The 18,431-nt window shown below is 70.3% G+C and carries 19 protein-coding genes and 2 pseudogenes; 4 read left to right on the top strand and 17 right to left on the bottom strand.

Features of this window, described 5'->3' with window-relative positions; translation table 11 throughout:
- Positions 1 to 39 precede the first annotated feature (39 nt).
- From ABT254_RS39150 to ABT254_RS39130, 5 genes are read right to left on the bottom strand one after another with little or no spacing between them, the layout of a single operon-like run.
- On the bottom strand, positions 40 to 1,314 hold the full coding sequence (locus tag ABT254_RS39150) for a cytochrome P450 (protein ID WP_351481441.1): 1,275 nt from the start codon (positions 1,312 to 1,314) through the stop codon (positions 40 to 42).
- A 23-nt stretch (positions 1,315 to 1,337) separates the two neighbouring features.
- A complete protein-coding gene (locus ABT254_RS39145) occupies positions 1,338 to 2,531 on the bottom strand; it encodes an NAD(P)/FAD-dependent oxidoreductase (RefSeq protein WP_351481438.1) in 1,194 nt (397 codons plus the stop codon).
- On the bottom strand, positions 2,528 to 2,728 hold the full coding sequence (locus tag ABT254_RS39140; protein WP_351481435.1) for a ferredoxin: 201 nt from the start codon (positions 2,726 to 2,728) through the stop codon (positions 2,528 to 2,530). The genes ABT254_RS39145 and ABT254_RS39140 overlap by 4 nt, the downstream gene beginning before the upstream one ends.
- Positions 2,725 to 3,402, bottom strand: a complete 678-nt coding sequence (locus ABT254_RS39135; RefSeq protein WP_351481433.1) for a TetR/AcrR family transcriptional regulator — start codon at positions 3,400 to 3,402, stop codon at positions 2,725 to 2,727. The genes ABT254_RS39140 and ABT254_RS39135 overlap by 4 nt, the downstream gene beginning before the upstream one ends.
- A 2-nt stretch (positions 3,403 to 3,404) precedes the next feature.
- Entirely contained in the window at positions 3,405 to 4,625 is a 1,221-nt protein-coding gene (locus ABT254_RS39130) for a cytochrome P450 (protein ID WP_351481430.1), read from the bottom strand.
- 290 nt (positions 4,626 to 4,915) lie between these two features.
- On the opposite strand from ABT254_RS39130, the pseudogene ABT254_RS39125 reads away from it, so the two are divergent.
- The 4 genes and pseudogenes from ABT254_RS39125 to ABT254_RS39110 form a co-directional block, all read left to right on the top strand.
- Positions 4,916 to 5,403 (top strand): annotated as a pseudogene (locus ABT254_RS39125) (IS701 family transposase); the annotation flags it as partial.
- Between the two features lie 272 nt (positions 5,404 to 5,675).
- Positions 5,676 to 5,892: pseudogene (locus ABT254_RS39120) on the top strand (IS701 family transposase); the annotation flags it as partial.
- Between the two features lie 83 nt (positions 5,893 to 5,975).
- The gene (locus ABT254_RS39115) at positions 5,976 to 6,233 is read left to right on the top strand and encodes a hypothetical protein (RefSeq protein ID WP_351481548.1); all 258 of its coding nucleotides are present in this window, start codon (positions 5,976 to 5,978) and stop codon (positions 6,231 to 6,233) included.
- A gap of 111 nt (positions 6,234 to 6,344) precedes the next feature.
- Positions 6,345 to 7,241, top strand: coding sequence for a DUF5655 domain-containing protein (locus ABT254_RS39110; RefSeq protein WP_351481543.1), 897 nt, complete (start codon positions 6,345 to 6,347; stop codon positions 7,239 to 7,241).
- 148 nt (positions 7,242 to 7,389) lie between these two features.
- Here the strand turns inward: ABT254_RS39110 and ABT254_RS39105 are convergent, their stop codons facing one another.
- The 12 genes from ABT254_RS39105 to ABT254_RS39050 form a co-directional block, all read right to left on the bottom strand.
- Complete coding sequence (locus ABT254_RS39105) at positions 7,390 to 7,692, bottom strand: SPDY domain-containing protein (RefSeq protein WP_351481427.1); 303 nt, start codon at positions 7,690 to 7,692, stop codon at positions 7,390 to 7,392.
- Entirely contained in the window at positions 7,577 to 8,689 is a 1,113-nt protein-coding gene (locus tag ABT254_RS39100; RefSeq protein WP_351481424.1) for a hypothetical protein, read from the bottom strand. The genes ABT254_RS39105 and ABT254_RS39100 overlap by 116 nt, the downstream gene beginning before the upstream one ends.
- A 124-nt stretch (positions 8,690 to 8,813) precedes the next feature.
- Entirely contained in the window at positions 8,814 to 9,953 is a 1,140-nt protein-coding gene (locus tag ABT254_RS39095) for a DnaB-like helicase N-terminal domain-containing protein (RefSeq protein ID WP_351481421.1), read from the bottom strand.
- Positions 9,953 to 11,230: a DNA cytosine methyltransferase gene (locus tag ABT254_RS39090; RefSeq protein WP_351481418.1), complete on the bottom strand. Its 1,278-nt coding sequence runs from the start codon at positions 11,228 to 11,230 to the stop codon at positions 9,953 to 9,955. The genes ABT254_RS39095 and ABT254_RS39090 overlap by 1 nt, the downstream gene beginning before the upstream one ends.
- Positions 11,227 to 11,988, bottom strand: a complete 762-nt coding sequence (locus ABT254_RS39085) for a hypothetical protein (RefSeq protein ID WP_351481415.1) — start codon at positions 11,986 to 11,988, stop codon at positions 11,227 to 11,229. Before ABT254_RS39085 ends, ABT254_RS39090 begins: the two co-directional genes overlap by 4 nt.
- A 217-nt stretch (positions 11,989 to 12,205) precedes the next feature.
- Positions 12,206 to 12,649: a hypothetical protein gene (locus tag ABT254_RS39080; RefSeq protein WP_351481412.1), complete on the bottom strand. Its 444-nt coding sequence runs from the start codon at positions 12,647 to 12,649 to the stop codon at positions 12,206 to 12,208.
- A complete protein-coding gene (locus tag ABT254_RS39075; RefSeq protein ID WP_351481409.1) occupies positions 12,642 to 13,382 on the bottom strand; it encodes a tryptophan synthase subunit alpha in 741 nt (246 codons plus the stop codon). The genes ABT254_RS39080 and ABT254_RS39075 overlap by 8 nt, the downstream gene beginning before the upstream one ends.
- Before the next feature lie 694 nt (positions 13,383 to 14,076).
- Positions 14,077 to 14,355, bottom strand: a complete 279-nt coding sequence (locus ABT254_RS39070; RefSeq protein ID WP_351481407.1) for a hypothetical protein — start codon at positions 14,353 to 14,355, stop codon at positions 14,077 to 14,079.
- A 13-nt stretch (positions 14,356 to 14,368) separates the two neighbouring features.
- Entirely contained in the window at positions 14,369 to 14,677 is a 309-nt protein-coding gene (locus ABT254_RS39065; RefSeq protein WP_351481404.1) for a hypothetical protein, read from the bottom strand.
- Between the two features lie 235 nt (positions 14,678 to 14,912).
- Positions 14,913 to 16,709, bottom strand: coding sequence for a vWA domain-containing protein (locus ABT254_RS39060; protein ID WP_351481401.1), 1,797 nt, complete (start codon positions 16,707 to 16,709; stop codon positions 14,913 to 14,915).
- Positions 16,706 to 17,848 carry an AAA family ATPase gene (locus tag ABT254_RS39055; protein ID WP_351481540.1) on the bottom strand — a complete coding sequence of 381 codons (1,143 nt, stop codon included), beginning with the start codon at positions 17,846 to 17,848 and terminating at the stop codon, positions 16,706 to 16,708. Before ABT254_RS39055 ends, ABT254_RS39060 begins: the two co-directional genes overlap by 4 nt.
- A gap of 197 nt (positions 17,849 to 18,045) precedes the next feature.
- The gene (locus ABT254_RS39050) at positions 18,046 to 18,267 is read right to left on the bottom strand and encodes a hypothetical protein (protein WP_351481537.1); all 222 of its coding nucleotides are present in this window, start codon (positions 18,265 to 18,267) and stop codon (positions 18,046 to 18,048) included.
- Positions 18,268 to 18,431: the final 164 nt, after the last annotated feature.

Here is an 18,431-nt window from a genome sequence, read left to right as displayed (position 1 = left end):
GCAGCTCTCACAACCCTCGGAACTTTCGGAATGCCCCGGTCACCAGGTGACGTGGAGCTGGTGGGCGCCGTAGATCACGGCGTCGTACTTGAACGGGACCTCGTCCAGCTCGGTTGCGAGCCGCAAGGTAGGGATGCGGCGCAGCAGCGCCGGGTAGATCACCTGCAGTTCCATCCGGGCCAGCGGCTGCCCTACGCAGTGGTGGGTGCCCCCGCCGAACGCCTGGTGCTGGCGGGCGTCGCGGGTGATGTCCAGCCGGCCCGGGTCGGGGAAAACGGACGGGTCGCGGTTGGCGAGCTCGCCCAGCATGATCACGCCGTCGCCCCTGCGGATGGTCTGCCCGGCGATCTCGATGTCCTCCAGCGCCGTGCGGCGGCGCCCGAGGTGGGCGATGGTGAGGAAGCGCAGCAGCTCCTCTACCGCCCGCACGACGACCTGGGGGTCCTCGGTCTCGCGGATGGCGGCGGCCTGCTCCGGGTGCTGGAGCAGCAGCAGGGTACCGAGGGTGATCATGTTGGCGGTGGTCTCGTGCCCGCCCAGCAGCAGCAGGACGCCCATGGTGGCGACCTCACGACGGGTCAGCTCACCGGCCCTGACCTGCTCGGCGAGCCGGGAGAGCAGGTCGTCGCCGGGGTTGGCGAGCTTCTCGACGACCAACTTGTCCAAGTACCGGGCCAGATTGGTGTGCGCGGTGTGCCGCTCGGCCTGGGGCGCGGTGGTGGAGACGATGGTCTTGCTGTTGTTCTGGAAGAACTCGTGGTCCTCGTAGGGCACCCCGAGCATTTCGGAGATCACCAGCGAGGGAATCGGCAGCGAGAACGCCTGGACCAGGTCGACGGGCTTGGGCCCCTCCAGGAGGCGGTCGATGAAGCCGTCCACCATCTGCTGCACGGCGGGGCGCATGGCCTCGACCCGCTTGATGGTGAAGGTGCCACTGACCATCCGGCGCAGCCGGGCGTGCTCTGGGTCGTCCATCCCGACGAAGCTCATGTCGGTGACGCCATGGCCGTCCCCGCCGCCCTCGCCGTAGGCCCCGCCCTCGTCCTCGCCGCCGTGGTGGGCGATGGGGCTGGGGAAGTTGGGCGCGGCGAAGTCCACGCTCAGTCGGTTGTCGGCGAGCAGGGCCTTCTGCTCGGCGTGGCTGGTCACCACCCACGGGGTCTTGCCGTCCCAGTTCCGGACCTGGAACACCGGGCCGAAGGCGGCCAGCGCCAGCGTTGCCGGGGACGGATCGAACGGGCAGTCGGCGACACGCGGCTCGGGGAAGTCGGGGATGTCGGCTGAGACCGGGCAGGTCTCGTGTGACGTAGTCATGATTCGCTCCTCGTGACGGATGCTCAGCGCTGCAGCGCGGGGGAGGCGTCGGCGGCGTCGACGAGCACCTGCCGGTGCAGGCGGGTCTGCTTGGGCATGTTCCAGCCGAGGACGCCGGTCGGACGGCCGTTGCTGCGGTAGAGGGCGACGAAACGGCGATTGTCCTCGCTGCCTTCGACGATCTCCACATCGGCGTCGGCGCAGAGCATCCCGTATACCTGGATCTTGGCGTTGAACTGGTCGGTCCAGAAGTACGGGATGGGGGTGTAGGCGCGGTCCTCGCCGAGGATGTTGCCGGCGACGACGCCGGCCTGCTCGGTGGCGTTGGTCCGGTTCTCCAGCCGGAACATGGCGCCGTGGCCCTGGTGGTGCCAGCGGGCCACGTCGCCCACCGCGTAGACCCCCTCCGCGGAGGTCCGGCAGCGGGAGTCGCAGACCACGCCGTTGTCCAGCACCAGGCCGCTGCCCTCCAGCCAGTCGGTCACCGGGACGGACCCGATCGCGACCACGACCACGTCTGCGGGCAGCACGTCACCGCTCGCCAACCGGACGCCGCTGACCCGGCCCTGATCCTCCGTCAGCCCGTCGACGGCCGTGCCGAGCAGCAGCCGTACGCCGTGTTCGGCGTGCACCCGGCCGAGCAGCTCACCCACCCGCGGGCCCAACTGACCTGCCATCGGGGCCGCCTGGGGGCCGACCAGGGTGACGGCCGCGCCCAGGCCGCGCGCGGTGGCGGCGATCTCGGCGCCGAGCACGCCGTCGCCGACCACCACCGCACTCGCCGCGGCCAGCAGCTCACGGCGCAGCGCCGCCGCATCCTCCAGGGTGCGCAGCAGATGGACGCCCTGCAGGCCCTCGCTGCCCGGTAAGGGGCGCGGGCGGATGCCGGTGGCCAGTACGACCACGTCGGCGCGCGGCGTCTCCCCGGAGGCGGTGCTGACGGCGCGGGCCGCGGCATCCAGCGCCACCGCCGGATCGCCGAGCACGAACTCGGCGTCCAGCGCGTCCAACACCTTTTGCCCGCGCAGCTGCGTCTGCTCGGGGTCCCAGGCCCCGGAGAGCACCTGTTTGGACAGCGGCGGCCGGTCGTAGGGCAAGTGCCGCTCGGCGCCCAGGAGGGTCAGCGCGCCCCGGTAGCCCTTGCGCCGTAGGGACTCAGCTGTGGCCAGCCCGGCTACGGACGCGCCGACGACCAGCACGCTCTCAGGTGTGCTCACGACTCCTCGCTGAGGTGGATCGCGGCGGCCGGGCAGACGCTCGCGGCTTCGCGTACGGTGCTGTGCTGCTCGGCGGTCGGCTCGGCGTCCAGCAGGATGACGATGCCGTCCTCGTCGCGCTGGTCGAACACCTCCGGCGCGATGAGCACGCACTGGCCGGCGCCGCAGCACTTCACTTCGTCGATGGTGACCTTCACGGCTGGTTCTCCTTGGTGGGGGTGTGGGGTCGGGGCGTGACGGGGGCGAGCAGCAGGCCGGTGATCGCGTCGGTCAGCGACATCGCCGTGTGCTGCCACGGTGGCTGGAGCGCGCCCGCACCCTCGGCGAGGGCGCGCTCCCGTTCGGCGCAGGTATGCACGATCAGCAGCCGTGCCATCTCGCCGCGTTCATGTCGCACGACCGTCGGCAGCCCCGGAAGACGGCGGCCGAGTTCGTGCAGCGTCCTGCGCAGCGGTGGCCGGTCGATGGCTGCCTCACTGACCGCCACCCGCAGCACGGGGTCTGTCATCACCTGGGCGGCGAAGCGTGCGTGCCACGAGGGCGTGCCGAGCGAGTCGAGGTACTCGATGACCGGGCGCACCAGGCAGCCGACCCAGTCCCGGATGTCGTCGCTGCCGTCGATCTCGGCGAGCAGACGCTCCCGGATCTGCTCGACGGGCCCGGCGCCCCTGCTGATCATCGCCTCGATCAGGCCGGTCTTGCTGCCGAAGTGGTAACCCACCGCCGTGTTGTTGCCCTGACCGGCCGCCTCGCTGATCTGACGGCTCGACACCGCGGCCAGCCCCTGCTCGGCGAAGAGCCGCTCCGCGGCGGCCATGATCGCCTCACGGGTCTCCACGGCCCGTTCCGTCCGCACGTTTGCACCGTTCATGTTCACCACCTGACCGGGAGCTCGCGCAGCGGTGTGGTGATGAGGCCCTCGACGCGGCTCAGATCCGCCGGGTCGACGGCGAGGTCGAGGGTGGGCAGGCGGCGCAGCAGCACGCCGAGCACGGTCTGCATCTCGGTGCGGGCCAGCGGCTGGCCGAGGCAGGAGTGCGGCCCGGCGCCGAAGGCGAGGTGGGCGTTGGGGGTGCGCCCCAGCTCCATCTCCTCGCCGTTCGTGAAGGCGTCGGCGTCGCGGTTGGCCGCGGCCATGCTGCACACCACGGTGGTGCCACCGGCCAGCACGGCGCCGCTGGGCACCTCGGTGTTCTCGTGGACGTAGCGGAGCATGCCGAAGCCGGTGTACGGCTCGAAGCGGAGCACCTCCTCCACCGCGGAGCGGATCAGCGAGCGGTCCAGCAGCAGCTGCTCCCAGCGACTGCGGTCGGCGAGCAGCACGGCCGCCATGGTGGTGATGAAGCCGGCGGTGGTCTCGTGCCCGGCCAGCAGCAGCCCCTGGCCAGTGGCGGCCAGGGCGAGGTCGGTCATCGGCCGGCCCTCGGCGTCGGTCGCGACGATCAGCTTGCTGATCAGGTCGTCCTGGGGGTCGCGCCGCTTCTCCTCGATCAGGGCGGCCATGTACTCGCCGAAGTCGCGGTGTGCCGCCTGCATCTCCTCGGCGGTGTACTTGGAGAGGCTGAGGAAGGTGTCCGACCAGCGCTTGAAGTCGTCCTGGTCGCTCTCCGGGACGCCGAGCATGTCGCAGATGACGTACACCGGCAGCGGGAAGGCGAGCGCCTGTACGAAGTCCGCGGGCTGCTCCTGCTCCAGCATCTCGTCGATGAGCCGGTCGGCCATCGCCTCGATCTTCGGCACGAGCGCCTGCATGCGCTTGGCGGTGAACCACTTGCCGACCATCCGGCGCCAGCGCTCCTGGCCGAAGTCGTTGAGCGCCCGCGCCATCGGGCTGTCGAAGATGTCGCCCGCATCGCTGGCGCTGATCCGGGCCGCATCGGGCCGGGTCAGGCCCTCCCGGCTCAGGCGCGGGTCGGAGAGCGCGACCTTGACGTCCTCGTAGCGGGTGAGCAGCCTCGCCCGGTCGCCACTGGGCAGCGCAATGTGCGCGACAGGGCACTTCTTCCGCAGCTCCGGCCACTCGACGGGGGGTACCAGCGGGCCGGCGGTCGGCAGCGGGTAGTTCAGCACATCTTCGGGCTGGAGCTCGGTCATGAGCACTCCTCGGGTTCCGTTTCTGGCTGTCGCTGCTCAGCCAACTCCGCCAAGATTATTTAAGTCAAGCGCTTGACTTAAAGTGAGGATGAATTGTCCGCGTACGACCTGTGAGGGCCCCGGAACATGCCGCGTTCTCTGCAGCCAAACTCCGGGCTCACGCCGTCGGCCCGCGCCCCGTCCCGGCGAACTCGTGGGCACCACACGGGAGTTTCGTCGGTGTCCCTACTCGGGGCGGTGGGTCCGGCCGCTGTGGGCGCGGGCGCGGCCCTCGCCTGCGCTGTCTCGACGCGAAGGGACAGCGGTTCTACGACTGGGCCGTCATCGACCTCGCCGAGGCAGACCCGGGTCGCACCAGCTCCTGGTCCGCCGCAAGCGCACCACCGGTGAACTCGCCTACTACCGCTGTCACTCCACCACGTCGGCGTCCCTGGCCACCCTGGTCAAGGTCGCAGGTTCCAGATGGCGGGTGGAGGAGACCTTCCAAAGTGAGAAGGGGCTGGCCGCACTGGATGAGCACCAGGTCCGCCGCTACCCTTCGTGGGCCCGGTGGGTCACCCTCGCGATGCTGGCCCATGCCTTCCTCGCCGTCGTCCGCGCTGATGAACATACACAGCAACCCACACCGGACGACCTGATCTCGCTGACCTGCAACGAGATCCAGCGCCTGTTCATCACTGTCGCCGTCCGGCCCGAGCACGGCCCGGCCTACCGACTCCGCTGGTCTGCCTGGCGGCGCCGCCACCAGGCGCGATCACGGGCCAGTCATGCAAGCCGCATCCCAGACATGAAGATCACAACAGTATTGGACACCAAAACCCGAAGCGGGCTGGGCAGGACAGGAGGCAGGCTACGACCGTCGCGCCGATCAAGGCACCAAGATGTCCCACCACCTGGTCGCGGGTGAGCTCAGCCTCGCCTGGGACGCCCCCACCTGTGTGCCGACCCGGACCAGCAGCTGATCGTCTGGAGCGCTGAACCCGGCTCGCGCGCCCACGAGGGGCTGTGCTCCCTTTCCTCTTGGGCGGCGACCCGGCTGGCGGCGAATCCCTAGCCCGGGGGATGATCGAACGGTGCCTGGCCGCCGGACACCGCGTCGGCTGGGTCACCGGTGATGGCGTCTACGGTGGCGACCCGAAGCTGCGGAGGGCTTTGGAGGTTCGCGGCATCGGCTACGTCCTCGCGGTGCCCTGTTCGGCCGAAGTGCCCACCGGCGCAGGCACGTTCCGCGCCGATGCCCCTGGCGCGGAAGGTGCCGAAGCGGGCTCGCGCCGGTGATGGACTGATTGGCGCGCTACTCTCTCGGCCATGTCAGAGACCCGGCGAAGACTGGTTACGGCCTTTTGGGCCGTGGACCGCGTCCTTGGCGGTGAACGCCCGCCGACATGCACACAGAAGTTCGCAGCCCGGCATCCGGTGGTCCTGTTCCCTCTGACGGGAGCAGTGTGGGCCGCCTACTTCCTGTTGCTCCCAGACGTGCAGCCGTCGGACTACGTCATCGCGCCGATCGGCGGCTTTCTGCTTGGCGGGATCTTCGGGCTCACGGCGCTGTACGAGAGGCATCGACAGCGCCGTCTGCGACGGCTGGGGCTGTGGGACGGCTCGTGAGAGAGCGATCCCAGACATGACGATCGCGATCTACAGTTGGCGCATTAACGGCCGTTGCGGAAACAAATCTCGCCCCACTCGACGTTGTTGATCTCCGATGCGATATCGGGGGTGGTCGGCTTGAGGTTGTTTCGTACGGGCACAACGCAAAGCGGCGTGACCGAGGTCACGCCGCGGCTTGCTGAGGTTGAGGCAGATGTGCAGGGCCTCGTCGAGGCGCACATGGAGATGCTGCTGGGCGTCCGTTTCCTGGCGAGCGAGTACGGCACCGGGCCGGTCCATGGGGGACGGATCGACTCTCTCGGGCTGGACGAGAACGGATCGCCGGTAATCGTCGAGTACAAGCGCGGCGTCGACGCCGGCGTCATCAATCAGGGTCTCTTCTACCTGGCGTGGCTGATGGACCACCGTGCCGAGTTCGAGGACCTGGTCCGCGACCGGCTCGGGGTGACGGCCGCGTCCCAGGTCCTGTGGAGCGGTCCACGCCTGGTCTGCATCGCCGGCGACTTCACCCGCTACGACGTGCATGCCGTGCGCGAGCACCGGCGCTCGATCGACCTGGTCTGCTACCGACTCTTCGGCAGTGACCTGCTCGGGCTTGAGACGGTGGCCTCCGTGAGCGGCGGCATGCAGGTGGGCCGCCGGGTGCGGCGCCAAGCGGTTGCCCGGGCGGCGGCCGACGTCCAGGGCGCGTCGATGGTGGAGTTGGCGGGCGCGGTCGACGAGGTCCTGCTCGGGCTCGGGGACGGTGTGAACCGGGTTGAGCGTAAGCAGTACCGGGCGTATCAGCGGCTGCGGAATTTCGCCTGCCTGTGTCCGCCGCAGCGGAGCAAGCTGCTGGTCTACCTGAAGGTCGACCCTGAGGACGTCGATCTGGTTCCGGGCTTCACCCGGGACGTGTCGGGTCTCGGTCACCATGGGACGGGTGATCTGGAGGTGCAGCTCCGTACGCCGAGGGACGTGGAGCGGGCGCAGGATCTGTTCCGGGCAAGCTACGCGGCGGCGTGATCGGATGCCGCTGCCTGCTTCTCGGCGGGCTGCGCTTCGTGACGTGTCTGCGGTCGTAGGTGGAGCCTCTCGACGTGCGGGCAGGGCGTGGCGGTGGACTGTCAATGGTGCGCGGGATCGCCGTTGCCCCGCTCGTGTGCGCTAATGATCAGCGTGAACGGCTGGCGGCTGGGCCCGCCGGAGCGGCTGGCGGACTGGTAGCGAGGCGGGTCCTGTGCTCGTGGCCCGCGGGCTGAACCTGGCGCGTGCCGGTCTCGGTGGCGAAGGTCTCGGAGAGATCGGCCAGTAGCGAACTCGGGGTGTGCGGGGACGCGCTGATGGTCCAGGTGGGTCGGTCAGGACCGGGGCCGGCCCAGACGGTCCAGGTGGCCAGTACTGGCTCGGGTGCTGGGCGGTGAAGGCGTCGAACTGGACGCCCGGGTCCCCGGCGGGGGACGTCCAGCGGATCCATCGCCCGTCCACGGTGTGCTTCCATCCGGCGTCGGAGAGGGGCTGCGTGGCCGCGGCGACCATTTTCTCGTCCACCGCGGCACCGATGGGCGTGTCCCAGCCGTCGCCATCGGCGAGGTGGTCCAGCAACCCCTCCAACACTGGGGCAGGGGTGGCGCCGGTCGGGTGAGGACCCACATGCGGTCGGAGACGGGTGTCTCGTAGGCCGCCACGGTCCAGGCGGTCTCGTGAGCGGGCGTCTCGTGGACGCGCTCGATGCGCAGGGTCTGGGACTCGTGGATGGCGTGGGTCGTCGCGTCCGACCATGTCCGCCACTTTTCCCATTCGCTGTGGGAGTCGATGAATGCGTCGAGGAGCGCGTCGTGGTCGCCGGCATCGGCCAGGTAGGCCGGGACGGTCTCCGGCTCCGGGCGGGCCGGTTCGGGGTCGGCTGCGGCGTGGGCGAGCGGGGTGCGGGCTTCGGCGGCGGTGCATTCGGTGTCGGTCAGGGGTGCCGGGCCGGGGCGCATCTCGGCGCCGTGTACCTTCTCGAAGGCGAGCATGGCCTGGGCGGGTGAGTCGAAGGTGTCGGCGATCTGACGCAGATGGTCCTCGCCGTGGAGGTAGACGGACTTGCCGCCTCGGTGGAGGTAGGTGCCGACCGCGACGGTGGTGTGGCCGTCGTGGGCGTGAGCGTGGATGAGCAGCTGGCCGTGGCGGATGTCGTCGTGGATCTTCTGGGCCTGATCGGAGACCTCTCGGATCTCGCTGCGGGTGCACCACGGCATCGGGTAGTTGGCCCAGGTCCATTCCTCGTCCATGGCCTCCCGGAGCCGAGGGGTGATCTCGACCGAGATGCCCTCGGCGCATAGATGCTTGGCTGTGTCCTTGGTCCAGTAGGGCTCCTCGTGGTCGATGCGGACCAGGACCAGGACGTTGTCGGCGACGACGGTCCAGTCGGCTGCCTCCAGGCCCAGGTGGGCAACGTGGGCCTGGAGGCCGGTCAGGACGGCGGTCACGGCGCTGGGATGGGTGGGTGGGTGTCGAGGCGGACGTGGGCGCCGATGCTGGAAATCACGTGGGGTGTCGTTTCTTCTGCCGGTGGCCGGGCCTTCGGGTCCGGCCACCGGCGTGTGCGGGGTGCTATCGGGTTGCTCGCGCGGTGCGGGAGACGGGCGCGGCCATGGCGGTCGGAGGGCCGGCACGGGTGGTGGGCGGGCCGGCACGGGTGGTGGGCGCGGGACGCGGTCGTGGTGTCGGGGCCGTTCCGGTGGCGTGCTGCCAACGGGTGCGGACCGCGCCGATGTCGGCGAGGCAGCGGCGCGCGCCGACGACGAGCTGGAACGGGGTGTTCGCCGGGTCGCCGGCGTACGCCTCGATCTGTCGGCCAGTGAGATCGGCGGTGGCCAGGAGGGAACGCTGCAGGGCGCGCTCGCCCCAGTGCTCCACGGATCCAGCAGGTTCGGCCAGCATGCGGAGCACCTCGCCCGGGTCACTTCCGTCGCCTAGCAGGCCGCGCTGCTGGGCCTCCCACAGGACCGTGACGGGGTCGACGGGCTCGCGGCGGCGAGCCAGGGCGGTCAGGCACTGCCAGAGACCGGCGTGCAAGGGCAGGGTGAGGTCGTCCGGGAGCAGCCACCGGGCGGACTCGATGTCGGCGGGGCAGGCGGTGGCGGTCGCGAGCAGCAATCGCTCCTCCTCGACCGCCTCCATGTAGTCAGGTGGGACGGGCGGCGATGGTGCCTCGGTGCGGGGCAGCACGCCGGCGCGTGGTGGGAAGCGGGCTGCGATGTCGTCCACGACCGCGGTGAGCGCGTCGGCCTCGGCGAGCACTGTCTGGACGGGGTGTGGGAGGGAGGCATCGTGGACGGTCTGGACGAGGCGTTCGGCGGCTGCCTGCAGGCGGCGGCGGGCGTGTTCGGCTTCGACCATGCGTGCGTAGGCCGGTGCGTGGCGGGGCCAGGGGCAGACCTGGACGAGGGCGTGCAGGTCTGAGGCGGTCAGTCCGCGTGCCTGCTCGCGAGCCGCGGCGAGTACGCGGTCGAGCCATTTGGTGTTCTTCGCGTGGTCGGCCGGGTCGGGGGGCGGCAGGGTGCTGATCGCGGCGAACAGGGCGGAGTGTGCTGCTGTGGAGAAAGAGTCGGCGGAGATGCCGGTCACGTCGCCGAGACGGTGCGGCTCGAGGAGGAGGGCGCCGAGGAGGGCCTGCTCGACGTGGAACACCGGCTGCGGTGGTGAGCTGGCGTAGAGGTCGTCTTCGTCGGGTTCGTAGGCTTCTGGCATCAGGCGGCGAGAGTGAAGTCGTCGGGGTCGAGGGCGACGCCGAGGTGCGGTGCGAGGAGGTGGCCGGCGAGCAACGGCGGTACGGCGTTGCCGATCTGCGAGAACTGTTGGCCCTTGTTGCCGGCCCAGGGGTAGTCGGCCGGGAAGGTTTGCAGGAGGCCGGCCTCGCGGGCGGTGATCCGGATCCGCTCCGGCACTGCCGACGCGTCCGTGCCGGTGTCCGTAGTCGGAGGCGAGGTGGGTTCGGCGACCCAGGTGCACTCGTTGGCCCGGTGCCCGAAGAACAGCGTGCCTGCCGGCTCGGACAGCGGACGGACGGTGGCGTTGGCCTGGTTGTTGCTGCGCAGGGACCAGGACCAGCGGTGCGCCTCGGCGGTGAACGCCGGAGCCGGAAGGTGGGCGGCCCGGTGCTCGTGTGTGCCGTGCCGGTCCGCCCATCCAGCGCCTTCACGACGGGATCGAAGGACCCCTCCGTCCCTCCGGGGCATCCAGGTGCCGCGCTCCCGGGCGTCGGAGAGTGTCTTGCGGGAGCCCGACGGGAATGGTTCGGGTCCGCCGCCAGGCCCGCCACCGGCGCAGACGGTGGGAACGGGCCGGTCGGTCGCGCCCCACCCCAGGGCCTCGGCCATGCTCACCCAGCGGGCGCGGCCCGGCCCGAACAGTGATTCCGGCTCGGCGACTTGGGAGTGCGTAGGCATGGGAGGCTGGGCCGTACGGACCCGGGAGGCCAGCAGGATCGCCCGCCTCCTGGTCTGCGGAACACCGAAGTCGGCGGCGTTGAGGATCCCGTACCAGACCGAGAACCCCCACCCGCGCAGAACGGCCGCATACTGCTTCCACAGCGGCAGGACGTCCGGCACCTCCTCCATGGCGACCCAGTCGGGCTCGCCGACCGTGTTCAGTGCATGCAGGTAGCGCATCGGCTCGGCCGCGAGCAGGGAACGCTCGTCACGGCACGCGGCGAGGAGCCGTTCGCGGGTGTCGCGTCCGGCGGCCAGGTCCTCGACCGCCGCATGCACCAACGGCTGGTCGAGCAGGCCGAGACGCTTGCCGGCCATGCTCCACGCCTGGCACGGCGGGGAAGCGATCAGCCCGCGCGTGCGGCCGATGAACGGCCAGGTCGGATACAACGCCACGTCGGTCCGGATGGTCAACTGTCCAGCCGCAGCACGGGTCTTGCACGCCCATTCATCCCATTCCAGCCCGACGTCGCGCGCGCCAAGGACATGCAGTGCCCGGCTCCAGCCGCCAGGCCCCGCGAAGAGATCGAGTATCACGTGGCCAGCCCGAAGTCGTCCTGACTCAGGGCATCGGCGTCGCCCCGGCACGCCCAGGGCGAGCAGCCGTCCTCGACGCCCTTCTCCAGTACGTCGGCCTCGTCCGCACCGATCCGCAGGGTGGCCCGCTCCGCCGCGGTGACGTGGTCGATCGGCGCCTTGCTCAGCGGGACGCGGGAGCGGTGCAGAAATGCCTCACCAAGCAGACGGCTGCCCGACGCGTTGGCGCGGGCATTACCCTGCCGGATGGCCGCGTCGAATTCGACGACGTCCGCCCACTCGGACGGCGATGTGTCCCTGAAATGCCTCCATTGTGCATTTCCGTGGAACGGGCAACCCAGGCAGCTCGATTTCGGCGTATCGGCAAGACCGAGCGAGGTCAGGTATCGCACGCAGTCGGACCTGCTCCAGGACAGATCCAGAAGAGGATGCCGGTTGCGCATGTACTTGACGTCGGCATCCTTGGCGCGATGGAATTCATCGGTCGAGATTCCCACCCATTGTTCGACGAACACTCCTGCGGGGATGCGGGCCGGGTAGGGATAGCCGAGCAATTCGCGAACCTTCTGCTTTATCGGCTTTACCTTATATTCGCCCATACACTGCCTCCGGGTCATTCCAGGTCGCCCGTCCTTGTTGAGGATGTGGAGAGGCATGGATGCGAACCGGTGATCCGGGTTCAGGGCGTCACTGCGAATGTCTCCGGACGATACGCGAAGTACCGGAATTCCGGCAGGCCTGGCTATCTCCTTTTCCATACGGTCAAGGTGATTATAAACGGCTTCGGGTTCCCATCCGGTGTCTGCGAAAATCGCGTAGTCGACCCTTGGAAGGACGCCCTCTGCTGACAGGGCGAGGAGGGTGCTGGATTGAACCCCCGCACCAAGGGAAAGGGCGCGGAATTGGGGCTGGTCTGAAATGATCTGTCCTGGGGGGTGGGGGAATTTGGGGTGTGCCCTAATTGCCGCCGATGCGTCAGCGGCTGAAGGAAATCAGCCGGTCGCGGGATATGGCGTGGTAGAGGGCTGGGATGTGGTCGAGGAGGTCGACGGCCGACTCGATGAACTGCTGTGGTGACGGGCCGACCAGGACGACCCGTCCTGATCTGGCGTCGGCTTGGCGGCGCCGGTTCTCTACGGCGCGGGCAAGGGCTGCGGTCAGTTCGGCGCCCGCGTCCTGGGCGGCCTTGGCGATCTGCGCGACTCGGTCAAGGAGCAGCAGGTCCGTGGGCGAGGGCTGCGCCGCGTGCGGGGCGAGGTCGAGGAACAGCCGCAGGGCGGTGCCGGCGAGTTGCTGGGCCTCGGTGATCCGAGCGGCCAGAGTGTGTGCCTGTTCGGCGGGGCGGGAGTGCAGGGCCCGGCGCAGCGTGAACGCGTCGGCCGTGATCCGGGCCAGGGCCGGGTTGATGGGGTCAGGCACGGATCTCCATGGCGGTGTGCGGGTTGAGGGCCTGGGCGAACGCGGCGGTCAGTGCTGGTGCCCGCTCGGGGGCGGTGGTCAGGGCGCGGACGACGGGGGTGCCGATGACCACGGCGTCCACCAGCGGAGCGACGCGTGCCGCGAGGGCGGGGGTGGAAATCCCTACGCCCGAGACCACGGACAGGGGGCTCGCGGCGCGCAGGCGCTCGGTGAAGTCGGCGAGAGCCGGGATGTCGAGCGGCCCGCGATAGCCGGTGGGAGCCGTGCTTGCGGGCGCGTAGAGCCATCCCGACGCGCCGGCGAACACCCTGGCGAGGTCGGTTTCAGCGCTGTGGTGCGGGACGAGGCGTGGTGTGTGAAGGTTCGCGGCCTTCGCTGCGTCCTGCCAGCGGGCTGCCTGGTGGTCGGACAGGTCGACGACCATCACGCCGGCGGCACCGGCGTCGGCGAACAGATGGGCCAGGCGTTCGGGGCCGTGTCGGTCGACGGGTTCCCAGTAGGTCATGACGACGGTCGGCCGCAGGCGCGCGGCATGCTCGACCGTGCGGACCGTATGGTCGTGGACGTTCGCGTGCTGCAGGGCGCGGCGGTAGGCCGCCTGGATGACGGGTCCGTCGAGGCTGGCGTCATGGTGGGCGAGGCCGACCTCGAACAGGTCGGCACCTGCCCGTGCGATCTGGTCGACCTGACGGCGCTCGACGTGGGGTGGGCACAATCCGGCGGGAACGAACACGCCCAGCGCGCATGGGGGTTGGGCCAGGATGGTGCGAAGGGAATCAGTGGTGGCCAGGGGGTGCCTTTCTCGGCAGTCGGGCTGTCGCTGCAGGTCAGCGGTGGCGTGCGACCGGTGAAGTCGGGGAGCGCCGGAGCGCTGGCGTTCCGGCCGTGAGTGGCCTGCTGGCCGGGTGCGTTGTCCGCGGTGGGCGGGCTGCTGAAGGCGGGAGCCACCCGGTCGAGGGCCTGAGCGATCTGCTGGGCCTGGTCGTGGGCGTCAGCGAGCTGCTTGGCGACGTCGTCGGGGAGCCGGTCCCATTGGGCTCGGTACTGGTAGCGCTGGATGATCTCGGCGGCATTGCGCAGCTGCTCGGCGACCTGCCGCAGGACTGCGGTCTTCTGCTCCGGGGCGGTCGCGGTGTGCGTGGCCTGCAGCAGCGAGTCCAAGGCGGCGGGCAACGGCTCGTCTTGCGTGGGGAGGCCGTAGAGGGCGGCGTGCAGTGCCTGGGCGTAGACCGTCACGGGCCCGCCCCGACCTCGCCTGCGGTATTCGACGGGGGCTTGACGGCGGGCACCGAAGCTGACGGTCGCGTCTCGGGGAGCGGCACCGGGGTGGAGCTGGTCAGCGAGAGCGCGGGCGAGAGCATGCACGGTGGGGGTGTCGGAGGACGTGGTAACTCCTCGGATGGCGGTGATGGCGTCTGCGAAGGTCGTCAGCGGGTGCGGCGACGGGCCGAGGGCGTGGTCTGCGGGCCGGTGCCAGCAGTTGGGCGGCGGCGGGCGCTGGCGGGGATGTCGGCTGGTGTGGGGATGCCGAGCTGGACGCGCGCGCTGAGACCGTGGGCGTATGCGTGCGCCTCGGCAGCCGTGACGACGCCGAGCAGTCCGCGCTCGTCCAGCCCCTGCTGCGGGCGGTAGAGCGAGCCGTCTGCCGTGGGTGCGAAGCCGTGCTGCTCCAGGAGCGAACGGGCGCTGGTGGTCTTGGCGGTCACCGCAACGGTGCCGTCACCGAACTGGAAGTGAAGGTCTGGGTCGACTGCCTGATGGTCGGGGCTCCAGCGTGTCGTCCAGGAAAGGTCGATGAGGTCGTGTGTGGGCTAGTAGCCCGTACATCGCAATTCCGGCGCGCTCGTGTGCCTCCTGCGCGGTGCCCGGTGGCAGCAGGTAGAGCCTGCGGCCGAGGTGTTCACGGGAGAGGAAGCCGGCCTCGGTAAGCAGCAGATCGGCGTCGCGGATGCGACGGTTGAGGACGACGAAGGTGTGTCCGTCGTCGGTGGACCCGATGAATACATCGGGAAACTCCAGAAGAGACACGGTGGTCCAAGGGGTTCGGCGGGCTGCAGGCCGGGAGGGGCGCCAGCGGCGCGCTGGGACGGACTGACTGGAACGTCAGGGCGTGCAGCAGATGGGAGGAAAGGGGAAGACCAACGGGTCTCCGCGCGTGCCGCGCTCGTTTTCGGGCTGCTGGTTGGTCGGGCGGTGGTGAGTGCAGGGAGCCGTTGGAGTGCTTGGCGGTGGTCTCGGGGACGCTTCCGCCTTCTGCGTCGTCTCAGCGTGTCCTGCGGATGGCGTCTGTGGCCGCCTTGGCGATGGCGACGGGAGCGCTGGAGGGCTGGGGCAGGTGCAGCAAGGTGGTCCCCGGCAAGTGGTGGGACTTCGCGGTGAGGGTGAGCTGGAGTACGGCGCAGCCGGCGGTCGTGAGCTGCTTGACGCGGGTGACGGCTTGAGCGGTTTCGTCGCTGGCGTACCGGGCGTCGGTGACGATCACGAGGAGGCGGCCGGCGCCGGGGCGGCTGAGTTCGAGGCCTTGGTCGAGTGCGTCGATGGCGTCGCCGAGGTTGTGGTGGCCGCCGTTGGCATCGAACGTCGTCACGCGCTCTGGTGCTCGGTGGGTGGGCCGGATCAGTGCGGTCAGGTGCCTGTCGTAGGCGATGGTGGCGGTAAGGGAGTCGGGGTCGGTCAGGGCTGCGGCGCGTGCCACGATCCAGGCAGCGGACGCGACGGGCGCGCAGGCGGCACGCATGGAGCCGGAGACGTCGACGGCGATACCCACACGCAGCGGTGGGGTGGGGGAGTTCCGGCGGCGGGTGTGGGTGAACGGTTCCGCGGTGGGGACCGACCCGGCCGCGCGCTGGGCGTCGCGGGCGAGGGCCGCGCGCATGTTGAGGCGGCCGGGCGGGGTGGGGCTGGTGGTCCGCTCCTCGGTCCGCTCGCGGTAGGCGGCGGCACGCAGGGCGCGGCTCAGGCGCGCGGCGGCACTTTGCTCGGCGGCGGTGGGCCTGCGGGTGCCGGTGATGGGATTGCTGTGGGGCGCGGGTGTGCCGTCGGGGTTGACGGTGCCGCGGGTGTTGAAGACCGACTTGGCGGTGGCGGCGGCTTTGCGTCGCTGGTCGGCCCGCTGGGCGCGGTCCTGAGTCTGCGCTTTGGACTGCGCGTCGATGGCGTTGGTCGCTGCGGCCTGTGCCGCGAGGTCGGCGGCGTCGGTGGCGGCCGTGCTGTCCATGACGATCCCCACGGCGCCGGACAGCAGGTCGGTGAGGTTGTCCGGCACGGGCAGGGCGGGGGCCGCGGTGTCCAGGGCGTCGCACCATTTTTGAGCGTGCGCGAGCATGGTCGTGGCGTCGTGGTCGGCGCACTGGTGGGCTGCGGTCCAGATGCGGGTGAGGGTGGTCAGCAGGTTTGCGCCCAGCACCTTTTCGCACAGATCGGCGACGGCCCGGGTCTCGCCGGCGTCCAGGATGCCGACGTCACGGCGGCCGAGGACCAGGGCCGCCACGGCGGCGGCCTGCTCGATGCCCTTCAGGGTGGGGTGGGCGATGTCGGGCATGACCAGGGTTCGGGCACTGGTGCGCAGGTACGTGCGGTCCGTGGGCCGCGTGATCAGGTGTGCGCCTTCGACGCGGCTCTCCTCCAGCAGGAGCGCGGCCTCGACGACACGGGGGCTGGCTCCGGCAGGCTGTGTCCAGACGGAGTGGGCGGCGTGTGCGGCCTCGTGGACGAACACTCCCCAGGCGGCGGGATAGCGCTCCTCGTCGCCCACGATCCGCGGATGGATCTCGTGGGGCTTCAGCGGGGCGAACAGGCCGGCGTCGAACTCGACCTCGCCCAGAGTGGGGAAGAACGCGGCCGGTGCGCCGCTGCGCGTGCCGGGGCGGCAGGTGACGAGGAGGTCCTGGCGGCCGGAGAGGGCGACCAGCCGGTCGCCGAGTTCGGCTCCCACGCGCAGCCACGCGGCCGGGGAGGAACGGGGTTGCGCGGGCGGGGCGCCGTCGTCGTCCCAGCGCGCGAGGTCGGCGTCGTCGTCCGGCGTGGTGGCGGGGGACTGGACGTGGTGGTGGGCGCTCATCGCGCGTGGCCCCGGTGTGCGGAGCCGGTGCTGCCCGGGGGCTGCCGGACGGCCGTGGCGGGGAGCTGTTTGCCGAGGGTGAGGGGCGCGATCTTCTTGACGCCGACAGCCTTGATGACGGCGGCGGCGACGATGTCGCGATCCTCCACAGGAGCGATGCCGACCAGGTTCGCGAGCGCGGCTTTGGTGCCGAGGACGGCCTCGGTCTTCTGGTAGCTGAGCAGCTCTCGCAGTTGGGGGGCCCAGCCCAGCTCGCCGAGTTCGACTTGGTGGGCGAGGTGTCGGGCGACCCGGACCACCCGGGCATCGATCCTCAAGGCCAGGGCGAGGTCATAGTCCGTGCCGATCTGGATCTGCACGCTGAACCGGCTCGCGAGTGCCTCCGTCAACACCGCGCCGTGGACGCCGGGGTTGTGGCCCGCCACCACGTAGAAGCCCGGCTCGGCCTTGATGGTCTCGCCCTTGTGGGCCTTGACCTGGATCTGCCTGCGCCCGTCCATCGCGGGATACAGCGCCGCCAGGACCTTCGGTGAGATCAAGGTGGCATCGTCGATCAGCAGGGCGCGGCCCTCGGTCATCGCGGTGACCAGCGGACCGTACTGGAAGACGTAGGCTCCCGCGTCGTCCTGTGTGTACTCGCCGATCAAGTCGCCGACCGTGGTGTCGCCGTCACCGGCGACGGTGAGCAGGTCCGGGAACGCCGCCTCCACCAGCGACGTTTTGCCCGTGCCCGGAGGGCCGTAGAGCAGCACCGGCACGTCGGCGTCGCGCAAGCGATTCAACGCCTCGACGTCGGGCAGATCGGCCAGCTCCCGGGGGTGGTAGAGCTGGCCCCCCGCGCGGCGGATCGGGCCGGTCTGCCTGGGCGTGGATGCTGCGGGAAAGGTCGTGCGGGCCTTGGCCGCCTGGGCGCGGGGAGAGTGGGTGCCCGGTGGGCTGATCACAGCGGTCTGCGCGGCTGCGGCGGTTTTCGCGTTCGCGCGGAACTCCGGTTGTCCACTTCCGCCTTGGTCGGCCTCACCGCGTCGCACCAGGGTGAGGGCGGCGTTGCGGACGGCGCCGTGGGAGTGGCCCAGCTGCCTGGCCATGTCCCCGATGGTGAGCGTGTCCGCCGGCCGGTCGGCCAGCAGCCGGGCCACCTTGGCCCGTAGTTCGCCGCCCTTGGTGCGCGCTGGACTGGTAGGCGTTCCGGGTGTGGTCAAAACGAGGCGGCCCCTTCAACAGGTGCGGGTGCGGGTTGGGTTGGCGATGCGCTGGAGAGGCTGGCCGCTCTCGAAGCGGATCACGGACTGTGCCGACATCGGCGACCGGGCCAACCGGGGCGTACCGTCGGCGCTCACCGGCCGACCGAGGGCTCGGTCCAGGTGCAGGGGATGGCCGGCGACGAGCAGCTCGCCGGCTGCCGAGCAGGCCCGTGCGTCCGCTCCGTACCGGGTTCCGTCGCTCGGCAGGCGCAGCCTGGCGTCTCTTCGAAGCCGGACTGGAGCAGGATCCGCCGGGCGGCGGCGTTGTAGCCGGTGGTGGTGATCTCGCCGGTGATGGCATGCCGGATCGGCATGAACGGCTCTGCTGGTGCTTCGGGCAAGGCGGATCTCCTATCGGTGGTGGCGGGAAAGTGGTGGGGTGTTGGGCGAAGGCGAGGCGGGCCCGGAGCTTCCAGCACATCAACGGCGCGTGGCTGGACCACGAACGATGGGCAATGACTGCCGACATGCTCCAGGG

This window comes from Streptomyces sp. NPDC001137 (assembly GCF_040298885.1).
Taxonomy (GTDB): Bacteria; Actinomycetota; Actinomycetes; order Streptomycetales; family Streptomycetaceae; genus Streptomyces.
The sequence above is the reverse complement of the archived record's forward strand: the minus strand, read 5'-3'. Positions and strand labels throughout refer to the sequence as shown.